Source organism: Photorhabdus antumapuensis (assembly GCF_020387775.1).
GTDB lineage: Bacteria > Pseudomonadota > Gammaproteobacteria > Enterobacterales > Enterobacteriaceae > Photorhabdus > Photorhabdus antumapuensis.
This window is the reverse complement of the sequence record NZ_JAHZMK010000024.1, coordinates 313,030-327,594: the sequence shown is the minus strand read 5'-3', so window position 1 is coordinate 327,594 and position 14,565 is coordinate 313,030. Positions and strand designations below refer to the sequence as shown.

Genomic DNA, 14,565 nt, shown 5'->3' with positions numbered 1-14,565 from the left:
ACTCAGTAGTGTAATTTATTAAGGGCTGCGCATTGCGTGGCCTGTTTTATTGATAGGCAAAACCTTCTTTTCAGTTGATGTCACAGATGGTACTGTTGTTATATACAGTTTTGGTAATTGATTGATTATGCGTGGTTTTTGGGTGGATAAGATCTTATTACAGCTACATTAACCGAATAAAATATCAATATTGTGTTTTGTTTGGTGAATTACATGATGTTATCAGATTGCTACAAGTATCACTTGCAAGTAAACTTAGTATAGAAACCGAGTGTTTATTGGTCGTTGTGATTAAATTATGTATTAATAATACGGAGAGTAAGGAGAGGGGGTTATGTCATCATTTACAAAACTTATAGATAAGGCATATGTTTCTCCTGATAAAATTATTAGAGGAACTGCCAAACTGATAAAGCCTGAAAGCGCCGCTACTGAAGACTGCTCTCAGAGGTTGCTGATCAGAAATGACGGCACTGTTATGATTAACAGAAAGAATAGTGATGTGATAGCGGCTTTTGAACATAATATAAAAGCGTTATCAAAGAGAAAATAACTATTATGTGGCCTGTTTTTATTACCTTTGTTTTGATCTGTGGCTATAAATATATTGATAGCGACATACCATCAAAAATTGAGTTACAAAAAGCGCAAGGGTGGAATGCTTACTTTCAAGTGGCTTTAAAAGGCGGTGAGTTTTTGATCGCTGGTTTTGTCATGGCTGTATTTATTGATGTTCTGTTGTATTTAGCAATGTATATTATGAATGTACCTGCATATTTGGGCGCAAAATACACTCAGTTTACATTTGCTACAGACTTGAATGGGCTCAGATATGCCACCGCAAGCTTTTTCTCATGGATTGTAGTTATATCTACGGTTCTTATGAGTATAAGCCAAGCTTCAATCGCTAAAAACAGATCAGAAAACTATGCATACCGGATTAAAGCCATTAGGAATAATGCGAAAAAAGATTCTGTAAATGAATTATTACTAGAATCCTTGGAGTGCGGTCTTCTCGTTATGGTTACTCTCAAATCTCGAAAGGTGTATGTTTAGGACAGGGAATTGTGGATTGTCATCTGCCAAGTGAAATGATGTGATTTTTCACTTGGCATTATATCAATGAGACTGTTTATTATATTGGTAATACGTATTCATATAGTTTTTATTTTTTTTCCTCAAGAGGAGAATACCGAGACTCTATTATAACATCGACACGAAACTCTCCAGAGTTATCGTAATATACACCGGGTGTATCAGAGAACAGAAGTACCAATTCACCATCTACGGGAACCGTTCTATGGAGCACGCCATTACCAATCCTATAGGTTTTGCCGCCAATTTTTGCAACGAGATTGTATTCTGGATTCGTAGAGAGCGTGATGCTACCTTGAGGTGCGGCTATCATATTATTTTCTTTGCCGTATCTCACCCATCCGTTAGCGACAATAGATATGATGTCTCCTTGTTTGAGAATAAGCCCTGTGGATTTACCGTTTTCAGCATTACCTGGAACACTTCCTGACCAATTATACATACTATTACCTCTGAAATTATATTTTATAAAGATAGTTTTGTTAAATATATTTAACTGAAAGAAAATTTATATTTTTCTGACAGTAGAAACAACGATAAATATCATAGATTATGACCTGATTTAATGACAATAATAATTTTATATTGATGGTTTATTTAATATAACAATTGCTTTTTTACTTTTATTTTTTTATAGAATATTAATTTTATGTTGGAATAATAAATTTATGGTTATTTTTGATTTTAAATAATTCTAATGAATGGTTAGGGTAAAATAGAAATATTCCTATTTTTAATTTTCTAATCTAATTATATTAGAAAACCAGAATTGCCATTAATTACCATTCCGCGTGAAAATTGTGTAAAATGTATGGAGCAGTTATTTATTACTACAAAGTGGACGTTTCACACATCAGATTGTTGTTGATTTATAAAAAAGGTATACAGGACGATCTGAGTGAATCAGAGAAGGAAATCCTGAGAGACTGAAATGAGAGGGGGTAAAGATGGATAGTAAATTGTTTGCTAGATTGACTGAAAGCATGACACAAATGAATGAGATCATTAACGGTGAACGTGCGCCATCTCGTGAAACTAATGTTGATGCGATAAAAGTAAATTTAAAAGCGTTGTCTATGTGAATTAATTGTTCGTAAGGTATCAAACCTCGTCCCAAGCAGGTTTTTTCGCTTAATTGAGGTTTTTTTGTGAGTGAAATAGGATAATGAGAATTCATTGGCATTCACCTTGTGAATTCATGGAGGTTATTGTAAGAGTAGTTGTGTTGGTGCCATCCAATTTCAATTATTACAAATCGAGAGTATCATTCGAGGTTTGAAATGGCGGCAAACCTTTAAAACTCTTGGGCTGTTTGGGGCCAAGGGAAGGGACCAATCTATTGCATCTTAACTGGGATAATATGACGCATTTTTCTTCTATTGTTGAATTACAGGATTTAGTGGCTGATCTGGCAATATTTGAGCAAAAATTGGCACGGTTCAAACAGCGGCTTAATGTGAATGTTGAGCCATATCAAGCTGATCATATCTCCTTACGTTGCCACGATATATCTGTAGCGGAGCGCTGGCGTAAAGGTTTTTTGCAATGTGGCAGTTTGATGTCAGGAAATCTCATTAATGGGCGTCCAATCTGCTTGTTTGATTTAGAACACCCAATTGCGGTGCTTAATTGGCAAATTGATTGTGTTGAATTGCCCTATCCTGGCAAGAAAACTTACTTGCATCAGGGATGGGAACATGTGGAACTGGTGCTGCCCGTGGCACCCGACATATTATCAACAGCAGCAAAAGCATTATTACCGCAACTTTTGCCGGCAGGTTTTTCTGTCAAAGAGAGTCAACCGAAAGGTGAACAAGAGCGGTTGCCTAATCCTACCCTAGCTATCACTGATGGTGAGATCACCGTCAAGTTTCACCCATTTACACTGCGTGAAATAATCAAAAATGAGCACTAGTCAGCAAAATTAACTTTTTCGTCCTTGTGATCCAGATAAAAGTTCTGACCTTGTGATTTCCTACAAATCATCGGCAATAATTAGATGTCATAGTTAGTGAGTTGAATTACTGAATCGCTTAGATTCATTGATTGCTCGTTAATAACTGGGTGTCCAAGGAACTTCTGATGACAAAGTTAGAAATTTGTTGTTTTAGCGTAGGTTGCGCATTAATCGCACAACAGGCGGGTGCTGACCGGATAGAGCTCTGCGCCAGTCCGGCGGAAGGGGGATTAACACCGAGTTTTGGTACATTGAAGCAGGCTATTGAGCAATTAACTATTCCTGTATATCCCATTGTACGTCCAAGAGGTGGTGATTTTTGCTACAGTCACTCAGATTTTGAGGTGATGAAAAATGATGTTGCTCAGATCCGTGATATGGGATTTATGGGCGTTGTTTTTGGTCTATTAGATGAAGAAGGGCATATTGATTTGCCCCGTATGCAACAATTGATGGCACTGTCTGGCGGTATGGCCGTCACTTTTCACCGTGCATTTGATATGTGTTTTAATCCTTATGTGGCATTGGATCAACTCACTCAACTTGGTGTTAAACGAATATTGACTTCCGGCCAGCAACAGAATGCTGAATTGGGATTACCCTTATTGAAAGAGCTGCATCAAGCTAGTCAGGGGCCAATTATTATGGCAGGTGCGGGTGTTCGTATGAGTAATATTCATAAATTTATCGATATCGGGTTAACGGAAGTTCACAGTTCGGCAAGCCGGATTATGCCTTCTACCATGACCTACCGCAAAGCAGGGGTGACGATGAGCGCGGATAATGAGGTGGATGAGTTTTCACATTATTGCGTTGATGGTGGTGTGGTAGAGGTGATGAAAGGGATGCTGAGTTTGACTTTATTTGAATAATCCATTGCGAACTGGCCCGGTTGGGCCAGTTCTTAACGTCAGGGCTTACGGGCGATCAGTACCGCCCGCAGAGGGGCGGGATAACCCTCAATGGTTTTACTGCTATCCGTAGGATCGAGGAAATCAGATAGTGATTCAGTTTTCATCCAATCTGTACGACGTTGTTCTTCCGTGGTTGTGACTGCCTGATCGACAATTTTCACATCGACAAAACCGCACTTCTCCAGCCAGGTTTTCAGCATTTTTGCCGAAGGGATGAAGTAGACGTTGCGCATTTGAGCATAACGTTCACCTGGGATTAAACAGGTATGTTCATCTCCTTCAACAACCAGACTTTCCAGTACCAGCTCACCATCGGACACCAATTGGTTTTTCAATTGCCAGAGATGGTCAAGAGGAGAGCGGCGGTGATAGAGGACTCCCATTGAAAAGACCGTATCGAAGGAGGCCAGTGCCGGTAATTGTTCAATACCCAGAGGCAAAAGATGGGCGCGTTGATCATTGCCAAGTAACTTTCTGATGGCTTCAAACTGGCAGAGAAAAAGCTGAGTGGGATCGATACCAACGGCAAGTTCAGCCCCTTCGCCGACCATCCGCCACAGGTGATAGCCACTGCCGCAGCCAACATCAAGAATTGTCCGGCCGGTTAATGGAGAAATATGGGGCAGTACTCGATCCCACTTCCAATCTGAACGCCATTCGGTATCAATATTTACACCATAAAGCGAGAATGGGCCTTTGCGCCACGGCATGAATATCTGCAATATATTGGTAAGGCAAATTTTTTCACCTGCGGATAGGGGGGGATCGCGTTCCGCGATCACGCCATTTTTCAGGTCTAATTGGGTCGGTGAAATTTCGGGTAGGTTCTCCAGGGTTTTTACCCATGATTTAAAACTGCCGTGCAGGGCCGCTTTTTGCCATTCTTGCAGTTGAGTAGGAAGGCAATTAAGCCAATGCTGGAGGTTATTTTTTGCAATAAGTTGATAAAAATTACCGAAATCGATCATTTATCGGCTCCTTTTATCGCCAGCAGTGAACCAAAGTTGAAACACTGAAACCAGACTTCAGCATGGTTAAAACCGGATTGATGGAGACGGGATTTGTGGGTTTCAATAGAATCAGTCAACATGACATTTTCAAGCATGCTGCGTTTCTGGCTGATTTCCAGCTCGCTATATCCGTTGGCACGCTTAAAATCGTGGTGCATATTAAACAGTAATTCACCAATTTGTTGATCTTCAAAGCTGAATTTTTCTGATAAAACTAACACACCGCCCGGACGTAATCCCTGATAAATCTGGTTAAGCAAACCTTGCCGATCTTGCGGGTCGAGAAATTGTAAAGTGAAATTCAATACAACCATTGAGGCATTTTGAATATCAATATTGAGAATATCGGCTTCAATAACGTCAACCGGTGTGTGCGCCCGGAAAGCATCAATATGGCGACGACAGCGTTCTACCATAGCTGGAGAATTATCAACCGCGATGATCTTGCAATTTTCCGCGGTAATATTGCGGCGCATTGCCAGGGTTGATGCGCCAAGGGAACAACCCAGGTCATAAATCTGGCTGTTTGATGTCACGAAACGACTGGCCAGCATACCAATCATGGAAACGATATTTGAATAACCTGGCACAGAGCGTTGGATCATATCAGGGAAAACTTCTGCAACCCGTTCATCGAAACGCCAGTCACCCAGATTGGCAATGGGGGCGGCAAACAGGCTATCCCTTTGATTGTGAGGATCTTGATTTGACATAACAGCATTGATTATTAGAAAAAATAGAAGGGAGCATTCTAACAGATGTAAAGCTTGACCTTGAACCAATTTTCTCTGTATTGAAAAGCACTTTTAAAATGCCCGTTTTGCATATCAACCCCGGGAAGTCTTCCTCATAAATGGAACAGCTATGATTAGAATAATAGGCAGCAGAACTTGCTGCCTGTTTATTTCAGTGGTGGCAATATCAGACATAAAGAGAAAATATCTGTTCCCAGGGCAGGTAGTAAATATTGGCAATCACCATTAATACCATGGAGAGATAGGTTGCTACCATGCCTGAACGTCGCCAGCGGAACTCACGGTGGTACAGGCCATAATAATGCAAGACTCTGCCAGTGAGCAGAATCAAACCACAGACATGTATCATCCAGACATTTGAGCCGTTCATCTCCATCATAACCAGCAATAACATAGAGATGGGGATATATTCCACCGTATTGCCGTGGATGCGGATCGCTGTTTGTAGTTCGTAAAAACCGCCATCTCCATATGAGACACGATATTGTGTTCTTAACTTAACCACATCAAAAGACAGCTTAATCAATAATAGTGCGCCCAACACAACATAAAGCGAGCTAACCATTTTTAACTCCATTGCCTAACCGAAATTGGCCAATTAAGTTATGATAAACCCCAAAAATAAAACTGTCGCTATAAAAAACAGGAATTGAAAATAAATTGCCTGATTATCAGACATCAAGCAATGGTATAGCATTGGGATATTACCTGCCCTTATCTCTGAGCAGAATTTCTATTATAATGGCGACCTTTTTTGACACTTCATGACACTTTTCAAGTTCAAGAACGATGCCAAAATTTCCGCAGCAACAGCACAACAGCCGAGTAAAAGGATATTGTATGCGTACTGATTATTGTGGGCAGTTGAATCTGACCCATGAAGGCCAGAAGGTGACTCTTTGTGGTTGGGTAAACCGCCGCCGTGATCTGGGTGGCTTGATTTTTATTGATATGCGTGATCGTGAAGGGATTGTTCAGGTATTTTTTGACCCGGATCAGCAAGCCGCATTTTCTCAGGCTGCTGAACTGCGTAATGAATTCTGTATTCAAATCACCGGTACTGTACGTGCGCGTCCTGACAGTCAAATCAATAAAGATATGGCTACCGGTGAAATTGAGGTTTTTGCGGAAAGCCTGAATATTATCAACCGTTCCGAACCTCTGCCTTTGGATAGCAACCAGACGAACAGTGAAGAGCAACGTCTGAAATATCGCTATATTGATCTGCGCCGGCCTGAAATGGCAAATCGCCTAAAGGCACGCGCTAAAGTCACCAGTTTTGTTCGTCGTTTCATGGATAATCAGGGTTTCCTGGATATTGAAACGCCGATGCTGACGAAAGCAACACCCGAAGGCGCCCGTGATTATTTGGTGCCAAGTCGCGTTCATAAAGGCAAATTTTATGCCTTGCCTCAATCCCCGCAGTTATTTAAGCAATTGCTGATGATGTCCGGCTTTGACCGTTATTATCAGATTGTTAAATGCTTCCGTGATGAAGATTTGCGTGCGGACCGCCAGCCGGAATTTACTCAGATCGACGTGGAAACGTCCTTTATGACTGCCGAGCAGGTAAGGGGAATGATGGAAACTATGATCCGCGAATTGTGGCTGGAAATTGAAGGTGTTGATCTCGGACATTTCCCGGTGATGACGTTTGCTGAAGCCATGCGTCGTTTCGGTTCTGATAAACCTGATCTGCGTAACCCATTGGAGTTGGTGGATGTTGCTGATCTGGTTAAAGATGTGGAATTCAGTGTTTTTGCTGAACCGGCGAATGATAGTAAAGGTCGCGTAGCTGTAATTCGAGTACCAGGTGGTGCTGAATTGAGCCGTAAGCAGATTGATGAATATGGCAAATTCGTTGGGATTTATGGCGCAAAAGGGCTGGCGTGGATAAAAGTCAATAATCGTGGCGCGGGTCTGGAAGGGGTACAAAGCCCGGTGGCGAAGTTCCTGAATGCCGAGGTGATTGAAGGTCTGCTTTCCCGTACTGATGCACAGGATGGCGATATTTTGTTCTTCGGTGCTGGTAGTATAAAAGTGGTCACTGATGCCTTGGGAGCGTTGCGTCTGAAATTAGGTCGCGATTTGAACCTGACAACATTGGATAGCTGGCGGCCACTGTGGGTGATTGATTTCCCTATGTTCGAAGATGATGGGGAAGGTGGTTTGACCGCCATGCACCATCCGTTTACTTCACCGTGTAATATATCAGCGGCGGAGTTGGAGCAAGATCCGGTTTCGGCCATTGCCAATGCTTACGATATGGTGATTAATGGCTACGAAGTGGGTGGTGGCTCAGTGCGTATTCACCGTAATGAAATGCAACAGGCGGTGTTCCGTATTCTGGGTATTAATGAGCAGGAACAGCAGGAGAAATTTGGTTTCTTGTTGGATGCACTGAAATTTGGTACACCACCCCATGCAGGTTTGGCATTTGGTCTTGACCGTCTGGTGATGTTGCTGACAGGAACGGATAACATCCGTGATGTTATCGCATTCCCTAAAACCACCGCTGCCGCTTGTTTGATGACGGAAGCGCCAAGTTATACCAATCCGGCGGCCCTTGAAGAGCTATCAATCTCTGTTGTTGCTAGAAAAGAGAGTGAATAATGGCTTATAAGCGCCCTGAGTCTGTGCTGGTGGTTATTTATGCGTTTTCCAGCCGACGGGTGCTAATGTTGCAGCGGCGGGACGATCCTGATTTTTGGCAGTCTGTAACTGGCAGCCTTGATGGAGATGAAACGCCGTGGGAAACAGCATTGCGCGAAGTGCAAGAAGAAGTCGGTATTGATATCATCGGTGAAAATCTCGAACTGATAGATTGCCGACGCTCTCTTTATTATGAGATTTTTACCCACTTGCGCCATCGCTATGCTCCAGGCGTCACCCGTAATAAAGAGTACTGGTTCTGTCTGGCATTGCCGGAAGAGCGAGAATGCTTGTTGACTGAACATCAGGATTATCAGTGGCTGGATGCGGATAAAGCAGCAAAGCTCACTAAGTCGTGGAGCAATCGGCAGGCGATTGAAGAGTTTGTTATTGAATAAGTTTATTAGACGTTTTATCGGAGAACCTTATGGCAGGTCATAGTAAATGGGCCAACACCAAGCACCGCAAAGCTGCACAGGATGCAAAACGCGGTAAGATTTTCACCAAAATTATCCGGGAGCTAGTAACGGCGGCCCGTCTGGGTGGTGGAGATCCGGCATCTAACCCACGTCTGCGTGCTGCAATTGATAAAGCATTGTCCAACAACATGACCCGCGATACTCTGAACCGTGCTATCGCCCGTGGTGTTGGCAACGATGACGCGGATAACATGGAAACCATCATTTATGAAGGTTATGGTCCGGGGGGAACGGCGGTGATGGTTGAGTGCTTGAGTGATAACCGTAATCGTACTGTTTCTGACGTTCGTCATGCTTTTACTAAAACCGGTGGTAATTTAGGCACTGATGGTTCGGTTGCTTATTTGTTCACCAAAAAAGGGGTGGTTTCTTACGCGCCAGGGCTGGATGAAGATGCGGTTATGGAAGCGGCGTTGGAAGCCGGTGCTGATGATGTAGAAACCTATGATGATGGCGCGATTGATGTTTACACCACACCGGAAACGTTTGGTGACGTGAAAGATGCGTTAGATGCCGCCGGTTTTGTGGCGGAATCAGCAGAAGTTTCGATGATCCCTTCCACTAAAGCGGAATTGGATGCGGAAACCGCACCTAAATTATTGCGCTTGATTGATATGTTGGAAGATTCAGACGACGTACAAGAGGTTTACCATAACGGTGAAATCTCTGATGAAGTTGCAGCTTTGCTGTAATTTCAATCAGGTTGTACAGCGTAGAGAAAGTGTGCTGTGGTGCAGGGCACTTTCTCTAACGTTTTTATCCCCCTTAATTAAAGATGATCGTAAAGGCGAATAAACAGATATGGCGATTATCTTAGGTATCGACCCAGGTTCCCGCGTCACCGGTTATGGTGTGATCCGCCAGCAGGGGCGCCATTTGATCTACCTTGGCAGTGGTTGTATCCGGACAAAAGTTGATGATCTGCCTAACCGGTTACAGCGTATTTATGCCGGTATCCTTGAAATTATTACGCAATTCCAACCGGATGCCTTTGCCATCGAGCAGGTATTTATGGCGAAAAACCCGGATTCAGCGTTGAAATTAGGGCAAGCGCGGGGTGTGGCTATTCTTGCCGCTGTTAATCAATCTGTACCAGTTTTTGAATATGCCGCCCGGCAGGTTAAACAGACAGTTGTCGGTACCGGAGCGGCTGAAAAAAGTCAGGTTCAGCATATGGTGCGTTCTATGCTGAAATTGTCTGCTAATCCGCAATCCGATGCGGCAGATGCATTGGCTATTGCGATAACCCATTGTCACTTTAATCAGAATCTTTTGCGGGTTGGTGATCCCGGATTAATCTTGGCACGTGGACGTTTAAGATAACGGCTGGATATGCATCCAGCTTTTTTTATGTTATAACCATAAGTAGAACAATCAGTTTTATTTTTAGGGGGTAAACGAGTGATAGGGCGTCTCAGAGGAACTGTGCTGGAAAAACAACCACCCTTGGTTTTACTGGAAACGAATGGCGTGGGTTATGAAGTCCATATGCCAATGACCTGTTTTTATGAATTGCCTGATACCGGACAGGAAGCTGTTCTGTTTACTCACTTTGTTGTGCGTGAAGATGCGCAATTACTTTATGGTTTTAATGATAAGCAGGAGCGGGCGCTATTCCGTGAATTAATTAAAGTGAATGGTGTAGGACCTAAATTGGCGTTGGCTATTCTTTCGGGCATGTCTGCGCAGCAATTTGTTTCTGCTATTGAACAAGAAGCGATCGCTTCTCTGGTTAAACTGCCGGGTGTAGGTAAGAAAACCGCTGAACGGCTGGTGGTTGAAATGAAAGATCGCTTTAAAGGGCTTAATGGCGATCTCTTCAATCAGAGCAGTGATATTAATCTGCCGGCCACCGCCAAACAGACAACTTCTGACGCTGATAGCGAAGCAGAAGCCGCTGCGGCATTAGTCTCTCTGGGTTATAAGCCGCAGGAGGCCAGCCGCATGGTAAGTAAAGTTGCTAAACTGGGTGCTGATTGTGAAACACTTATCCGCGAAGCACTTCGCGCTGTTCTCTAAGTTACAGGGGTAAGCCATGATTGAAGCTGACCGTCTGGTTTCTGCGGAAGTTTTGCAAGACGATGAAGCGATTGACCGCGCAATCAGACCTAAATTGTTGTCTGAATATGTTGGGCAACCGCAAGTCTGTGAGCAGATGGAGATTTTTATTCAGGCTGCCAGACAGCGTGGTGATGCCCTTGACCACCTGCTGATTTTTGGTCCGCCGGGATTGGGGAAAACAACGCTGGCGAATATTGTTGCCAATGAGATGGGGGTAAATCTTCGCACAACGTCTGGCCCGGTGTTGGAAAAGGCAGGGGATTTAGCAGCAATGCTGACAAATCTTGAACCGCATGATGTGTTGTTTATCGATGAAATTCACCGCTTGTCGCCGGTAGTGGAAGAAATTCTCTATCCGGCAATGGAAGATTACCAACTGGATATTATGATTGGTGAGGGGCCGGCAGCCCGTTCGATCAAAATTGATTTGCCGCCTTTTACCCTGATTGGTGCTACCACGCGTGCAGGCTCCCTGACTTCTCCACTGCGTGATCGGTTCGGTATTGTGCAACGCCTTGAATTTTACAACGTGGATGATTTGCAAAGTATTGTCTCCCGCAGTGCCCGTTATATGGGGGTGGATATTACTGATGATGGAGCCCGGCAGATTGCCATGCGTTCTCGTGGAACGCCACGGATTACCAACCGTTTACTGCGCCGGGTACGTGATTTTGCTCAAGTAAAAGGGAATGGTGGGATTGATGGCGATATTGCCGCCAGGGCGCTGGATATGTTGAGTGTAGATGCTGCTGGTTTTGATTATCTGGATCGTAAATTACTGGTTGCTATCATTGATAAATTTATGGGCGGGCCGGTTGGGGTAGATAACCTTGCCGCTGCTATTGGTGAAGAGCGGGAAACGATCGAGGATGTGCTGGAACCCTTTTTGATTCAGCAGGGTTTTATCCAACGTACTTCCCGTGGACGAATTGCCACCGAACATGCTTATCGCCATTTTGGTATGGTCAGACATCAGGAATGACCTGTTTAATTACCTGAAAAATCGGGATGGGTACTCCTGCAAGGGAAACCTATCCCGTTCTTCTGATAACTGGGTTGTACCCACCCAGTGGATCAATTTTTTGCTTTACTGATCAGGCTGATAATGAACATCACCGCAGCACATAGCACGACAGAGGGTCCTGCTGGTGTGTCGTAAACGGCGGAGAAAGCTAATCCACCGGTGACGGCAAGCATACCAACCGCAATAGCAATAGTGGCCATTTGCTCCGGTGTACGGGCAAAACGGCGAGCAGTGGCTGCCGGGATAATGAGCAGGGAAGTGATAATCAGCGCACCGACAAATTTCATTGCCAAGCCGATTGTCAACGCTGTTACCAGCATTAACAGTACTCTTAACCGCTGTATTTTAATTCCATCCACAAAAGCCATTTCTTGACTGACGGTGATAGAGAGCAGGGCGTTCCATTGCCAAAAGAGTAGTGTAGTGACAATGGTGACACCGATGGCAATCAACCAAATATCTTCATAGGTGACTGATAACAAATCACCAAACAGATAAGCCATCAAATCAACTCGCACATTAGACATTAAACTGACAACCACCAGCCCTAGTGATAGTGCGCTGTGAGCCATGATTCCCAGTAAAGTATCGATTGCCAGTTGAGGACGTTTCTCCAGCCAAACCAAAATAATTGCCAGTATTAAAGTGACGGCGATAATTGTGTAAAAAGGGCTAATATTTAGCAATAATCCGAAAGCAACGCCCAGTAATGAGGCATGAGCCAGAGTATCGCCAAAATAGGACATTCTGCGCCAGACAACAAATGAACCTAATGGCCCGGCAGCAATAGATAATAATACGCCGGCCAACCAACCGGGGAATAATAATTCGATCATGAGTGGTATTCCCTGTTATTTTCCAAGATAATTTTCCCTTTCAGATCATGGTGGTGATTGTGTTGATGGTGATATATTGCCAATTGCTCAGCACCGTGATGACCAAACATAGCGATAAATTCAGGGTGAGTTGAAACAACTTCAGGTGTGCCGGAACAGCAAATATGTTGATTAAGGCATAAAACTTCGTCTGTTTTCGCCATGACCAGATGCAAATCATGGGAAACCATCAGTACAGCGCAATGCAATTCGGTCCTGATTTGATTGATTAAATCATAAAGTGCTAATTGACCATTAACATCGACCCCTTGTGTTGGTTCATCAAGGACTAATAATTGAGGCTGATTTAATAGTGCCCTGGCTAATAAAACCCGTTGGTTTTCCCCGCCGGATAATTTTTGCATGGGTTGCTGCAATAGATGAGCAGCATTCACTCGCTCTAGTGCTGGCAATATATCGGCGGATTTTACGCCGGGTTTTAGCATCATAAAGCGTTTGACGGTTAATGGCAGAGTGGGATCAAGATGCAACTTCTGTGGAACATAGCCGATTCTCAATCCATCGGTATGCTTAATTGTGCCGGATGATGGCTCGACAAGCCCCAAAACAACACGGACTAAAGTTGATTTACCGGCACCATTGGGACCTAGTAAAGTCAGAATATTCCCTCGTTGTAAACTAAGTGAGATATTGTTTAATATCTGACGATTGTCAAAGGTAACAGCAACGTTTTTTAAAGTGATGAGTGTTGACATGCTAAATATATCTTGCGTGAACATTGAGATGTTATAATATAACAATTCTTGTTTCTGTCCACGAGATATTTACATTATGTTACACAAATCATATAAACTAGCGCACAAGTTTCTCTGTAAGGCTGCGATTGCTGCTGTTTTCATGTCAGGAACGATACAATCGGCTAATGCTGATGTTGTGACATCAATTCGTCCGTTGGGTTTTATTGCGGCGGCAATAACTGATGGTGTAACTGATACGCAGGTACTGTTACCTGATGGGGCATCCCCGCATGATTATGCGTTGAAACCGTCTGATCTTAAGAGAATGAACCAGGCAGATTTAGTTGTGTGGGTTGGACCTGAGATGGAAATCTTTTTGTCTAAACCGTTAGCCAAAGTTCCACAAAACAAACAGCTAGTTTTAGCACAATTGCCAACGATTAAACCATTATTGCGGAAAAATGATGAAGATTTACCCGAATCGGATCAGCATAAACATGAAGAAGGTCATGAACATCATTCTCATGGTGAATATAATATGCACATCTGGTTATCACCAGAAATAGCAAAACAGGTTGCTCAGGGGATTTATGACCAATTACAAGCGCGTTATCCGCAGAAAAAAGCAGCGCTGGACGTAAACCTACGTAAATTCAATGCTCAGCTTGCGCAAACTGACAAAAATATTGCTAATATTCTTAAGCTGGTGCGTGGTAAGGGGTATTTTGTTTTTCACGATGCTTATGGCTATTTCGAGCAGCATTATGGCCTGACGCCATTAGGACATTTTACGATCAATCCTGAAATACAACCTGGCGCACAAAAATTACATCATATACGAACACAATTGGTTGAGCAGAAAGCAATTTGTATTTTTGCTGAACCACAATTCAGGCCGACCGTTATTAATGCTGTGGCGAAGGATACGGGAGTGCGTATGGGCACTTTGGACCCGTTAGGAAGCCGCATCGTATTGGATAAAGACAGCTATATGAAATTTATAACTCAGTTGTCGGAACAGTACACGGGTTGCCTGAATTAAAGT

At 43.4% G+C, this 14,565-nt stretch carries 18 protein-coding genes and 1 pseudogene; 13 read left to right on the top strand and 6 right to left on the bottom strand.

From position 1 onward, the window contains the following. Window positions 1-334 precede the first annotated feature (334 nt). A complete protein-coding gene (locus KZ793_RS11160; RefSeq protein ID WP_040148939.1) occupies window positions 335-553 on the top strand; it encodes a hypothetical protein in 219 nt (72 codons plus the stop codon). 5 nt (window positions 554-558) lie between these two features. Continuing rightward, window positions 559-1,056 (top strand): hypothetical protein, encoded by a 498-nt coding sequence (locus tag KZ793_RS11155; protein WP_225815395.1) that lies wholly within the window; start codon window positions 559-561, stop codon window positions 1,054-1,056. A 109-nt stretch (window positions 1,057-1,165) separates the two neighbouring features. Here KZ793_RS11155 and KZ793_RS11150 read toward each other — a convergent pair whose 3' ends face one another. Beyond that, entirely contained in the window at window positions 1,166-1,537 is a 372-nt protein-coding gene (locus KZ793_RS11150; protein WP_225815394.1) for a LecA/PA-IL family lectin, read from the bottom strand. Window positions 1,538-1,914: 377 nt separating this feature from the next. Here KZ793_RS11150 and KZ793_RS11145 point away from each other — a divergent pair. The 4 genes and pseudogenes from KZ793_RS11145 to cutC form a co-directional block, all read left to right on the top strand. After that, window positions 1,915-2,025 (top strand): annotated as a pseudogene (locus KZ793_RS11145) (type II toxin-antitoxin system RelE/ParE family toxin); the annotation flags it as partial. Window positions 2,026-2,042: 17 nt separating this feature from the next. Then, window positions 2,043-2,177, top strand: a complete 135-nt coding sequence (locus KZ793_RS22555) for a hypothetical protein (RefSeq protein ID WP_255619275.1) — start codon at window positions 2,043-2,045, stop codon at window positions 2,175-2,177. Window positions 2,178-2,455: 278 nt separating this feature from the next. Continuing rightward, complete coding sequence (locus KZ793_RS11140) at window positions 2,456-3,010, top strand: VOC family protein (RefSeq protein WP_225815393.1); 555 nt, start codon at window positions 2,456-2,458, stop codon at window positions 3,008-3,010. A gap of 167 nt (window positions 3,011-3,177) precedes the next feature. Next, window positions 3,178-3,924, top strand: a complete 747-nt coding sequence (gene cutC / locus KZ793_RS11135) for a copper homeostasis protein CutC (RefSeq protein WP_118984736.1) — start codon at window positions 3,178-3,180, stop codon at window positions 3,922-3,924. Window positions 3,925-3,962: 38 nt separating this feature from the next. On the opposite strand, the gene cmoB is transcribed toward cutC, so the two are convergent. From cmoB to KZ793_RS11120, 3 genes are all read right to left on the bottom strand, one after another. Then, window positions 3,963-4,934, bottom strand: a complete 972-nt coding sequence (cmoB, locus tag KZ793_RS11130) for a tRNA 5-methoxyuridine(34)/uridine 5-oxyacetic acid(34) synthase CmoB (RefSeq protein WP_225815392.1) — start codon at window positions 4,932-4,934, stop codon at window positions 3,963-3,965. After that, window positions 4,931-5,689 carry a carboxy-S-adenosyl-L-methionine synthase CmoA gene (gene cmoA / locus KZ793_RS11125; RefSeq protein ID WP_225815391.1) on the bottom strand — a complete coding sequence of 253 codons (759 nt, stop codon included), beginning with the start codon at window positions 5,687-5,689 and terminating at the stop codon, window positions 4,931-4,933. The genes cmoB and cmoA overlap by 4 nt, the downstream gene beginning before the upstream one ends. 208 nt (window positions 5,690-5,897) lie before the next feature. Then, a complete protein-coding gene (locus KZ793_RS11120; RefSeq protein WP_225815390.1) occupies window positions 5,898-6,296 on the bottom strand; it encodes an MAPEG family protein in 399 nt (132 codons plus the stop codon). Between the two features lie 275 nt (window positions 6,297-6,571). Here KZ793_RS11120 and aspS point away from each other — a divergent pair, with 275 nt between their 5' ends. The 6 genes from aspS (at window position 6,572) to ruvB (ending at window position 11,905) form a co-directional block, all read left to right on the top strand. Further along, window positions 6,572-8,344, top strand: coding sequence for an aspartate--tRNA ligase (gene aspS, locus KZ793_RS11115; protein WP_225815449.1), 1,773 nt, complete (start codon window positions 6,572-6,574; stop codon window positions 8,342-8,344). After that, window positions 8,344-8,781 carry a dihydroneopterin triphosphate diphosphatase gene (gene nudB / locus KZ793_RS11110; RefSeq protein ID WP_225815389.1) on the top strand — a complete coding sequence of 146 codons (438 nt, stop codon included), beginning with the start codon at window positions 8,344-8,346 and terminating at the stop codon, window positions 8,779-8,781. The genes aspS and nudB overlap by 1 nt, the downstream gene beginning before the upstream one ends. Before the next feature lie 29 nt (window positions 8,782-8,810). Further along, window positions 8,811-9,554 carry a YebC/PmpR family DNA-binding transcriptional regulator gene (locus KZ793_RS11105; RefSeq protein ID WP_225815388.1) on the top strand — a complete coding sequence of 248 codons (744 nt, stop codon included), beginning with the start codon at window positions 8,811-8,813 and terminating at the stop codon, window positions 9,552-9,554. 109 nt (window positions 9,555-9,663) lie between these two features. Beyond that, window positions 9,664-10,185 carry a crossover junction endodeoxyribonuclease RuvC gene (gene ruvC, locus KZ793_RS11100; RefSeq protein ID WP_225815387.1) on the top strand — a complete coding sequence of 174 codons (522 nt, stop codon included), beginning with the start codon at window positions 9,664-9,666 and terminating at the stop codon, window positions 10,183-10,185. Between the two features lie 78 nt (window positions 10,186-10,263). After that, on the top strand, window positions 10,264-10,881 hold the full coding sequence (gene ruvA, locus KZ793_RS11095) for a Holliday junction branch migration protein RuvA (protein WP_225815386.1): 618 nt from the start codon (window positions 10,264-10,266) through the stop codon (window positions 10,879-10,881). 16 nt (window positions 10,882-10,897) lie between these two features. Beyond that, window positions 10,898-11,905 carry a Holliday junction branch migration DNA helicase RuvB gene (gene ruvB, locus KZ793_RS11090; RefSeq protein ID WP_225815385.1) on the top strand — a complete coding sequence of 336 codons (1,008 nt, stop codon included), beginning with the start codon at window positions 10,898-10,900 and terminating at the stop codon, window positions 11,903-11,905. Between the two features lie 92 nt (window positions 11,906-11,997). Here the strand turns inward: ruvB and znuB are convergent, their stop codons facing one another. Together znuB and znuC are read right to left on the bottom strand one after the other, a co-directional pair. Then, complete coding sequence (gene znuB, locus KZ793_RS11085; protein ID WP_225815384.1) at window positions 11,998-12,783, bottom strand: zinc ABC transporter permease subunit ZnuB; 786 nt, start codon at window positions 12,781-12,783, stop codon at window positions 11,998-12,000. After that, window positions 12,780-13,538, bottom strand: coding sequence for a zinc ABC transporter ATP-binding protein ZnuC (gene znuC, locus KZ793_RS11080; protein WP_118984749.1), 759 nt, complete (start codon window positions 13,536-13,538; stop codon window positions 12,780-12,782). Before znuC ends, znuB begins: the two co-directional genes overlap by 4 nt. A 76-nt stretch (window positions 13,539-13,614) precedes the next feature. Between znuC and znuA the strand changes: the two genes are divergently transcribed. After that, window positions 13,615-14,562, top strand: coding sequence for a zinc ABC transporter substrate-binding protein ZnuA (znuA, locus tag KZ793_RS11075; RefSeq protein ID WP_225815383.1), 948 nt, complete (start codon window positions 13,615-13,617; stop codon window positions 14,560-14,562). Window positions 14,563-14,565: the final 3 nt, after the last annotated feature.

Bases quoted from the DNA above. Each gene is read 5' to 3' on its own strand.
- znuA (WP_225815383.1), top strand. From the start codon at position 13,615: ATGTTACACAAATCATATAAACTAGCGCACAAGTTTCTCTGTAAGGCT.
- KZ793_RS11140 (WP_225815393.1), top strand. From the start codon at position 2,456: ATGACGCATTTTTCTTCTATTGTTGAATTACAGGATTTAGTGGCTGAT.
- KZ793_RS11155 (WP_225815395.1), top strand. From the start codon at position 559: ATGTGGCCTGTTTTTATTACCTTTGTTTTGATCTGTGGCTATAAATAT.
- cmoA (WP_225815391.1), bottom strand. From the start codon at position 5,689: ATGTCAAATCAAGATCCTCACAATCAAAGGGATAGCCTGTTTGCCGCC.
- KZ793_RS11120 (WP_225815390.1), bottom strand. From the start codon at position 6,296: ATGGTTAGCTCGCTTTATGTTGTGTTGGGCGCACTATTATTGATTAAG.
- ruvB (WP_225815385.1), top strand. From the start codon at position 10,898: ATGATTGAAGCTGACCGTCTGGTTTCTGCGGAAGTTTTGCAAGACGAT.
- KZ793_RS11105 (WP_225815388.1), top strand. From the start codon at position 8,811: ATGGCAGGTCATAGTAAATGGGCCAACACCAAGCACCGCAAAGCTGCA.
- nudB (WP_225815389.1), top strand. From the start codon at position 8,344: ATGGCTTATAAGCGCCCTGAGTCTGTGCTGGTGGTTATTTATGCGTTT.
- KZ793_RS11160 (WP_040148939.1), top strand. From the start codon at position 335: ATGTCATCATTTACAAAACTTATAGATAAGGCATATGTTTCTCCTGAT.
- znuC (WP_118984749.1), bottom strand. From the start codon at position 13,538: ATGTCAACACTCATCACTTTAAAAAACGTTGCTGTTACCTTTGACAAT.
- znuB (WP_225815384.1), bottom strand. From the start codon at position 12,783: ATGATCGAATTATTATTCCCCGGTTGGTTGGCCGGCGTATTATTATCT.
- ruvC (WP_225815387.1), top strand. From the start codon at position 9,664: ATGGCGATTATCTTAGGTATCGACCCAGGTTCCCGCGTCACCGGTTAT.
- KZ793_RS22555 (WP_255619275.1), top strand. From the start codon at position 2,043: ATGGATAGTAAATTGTTTGCTAGATTGACTGAAAGCATGACACAAATG.
- aspS (WP_225815449.1), top strand. From the start codon at position 6,572: ATGCGTACTGATTATTGTGGGCAGTTGAATCTGACCCATGAAGGCCAG.
- cutC (WP_118984736.1), top strand. From the start codon at position 3,178: ATGACAAAGTTAGAAATTTGTTGTTTTAGCGTAGGTTGCGCATTAATC.
- cmoB (WP_225815392.1), bottom strand. From the start codon at position 4,934: ATGATCGATTTCGGTAATTTTTATCAACTTATTGCAAAAAATAACCTC.
- KZ793_RS11150 (WP_225815394.1), bottom strand. From the start codon at position 1,537: ATGTATAATTGGTCAGGAAGTGTTCCAGGTAATGCTGAAAACGGTAAA.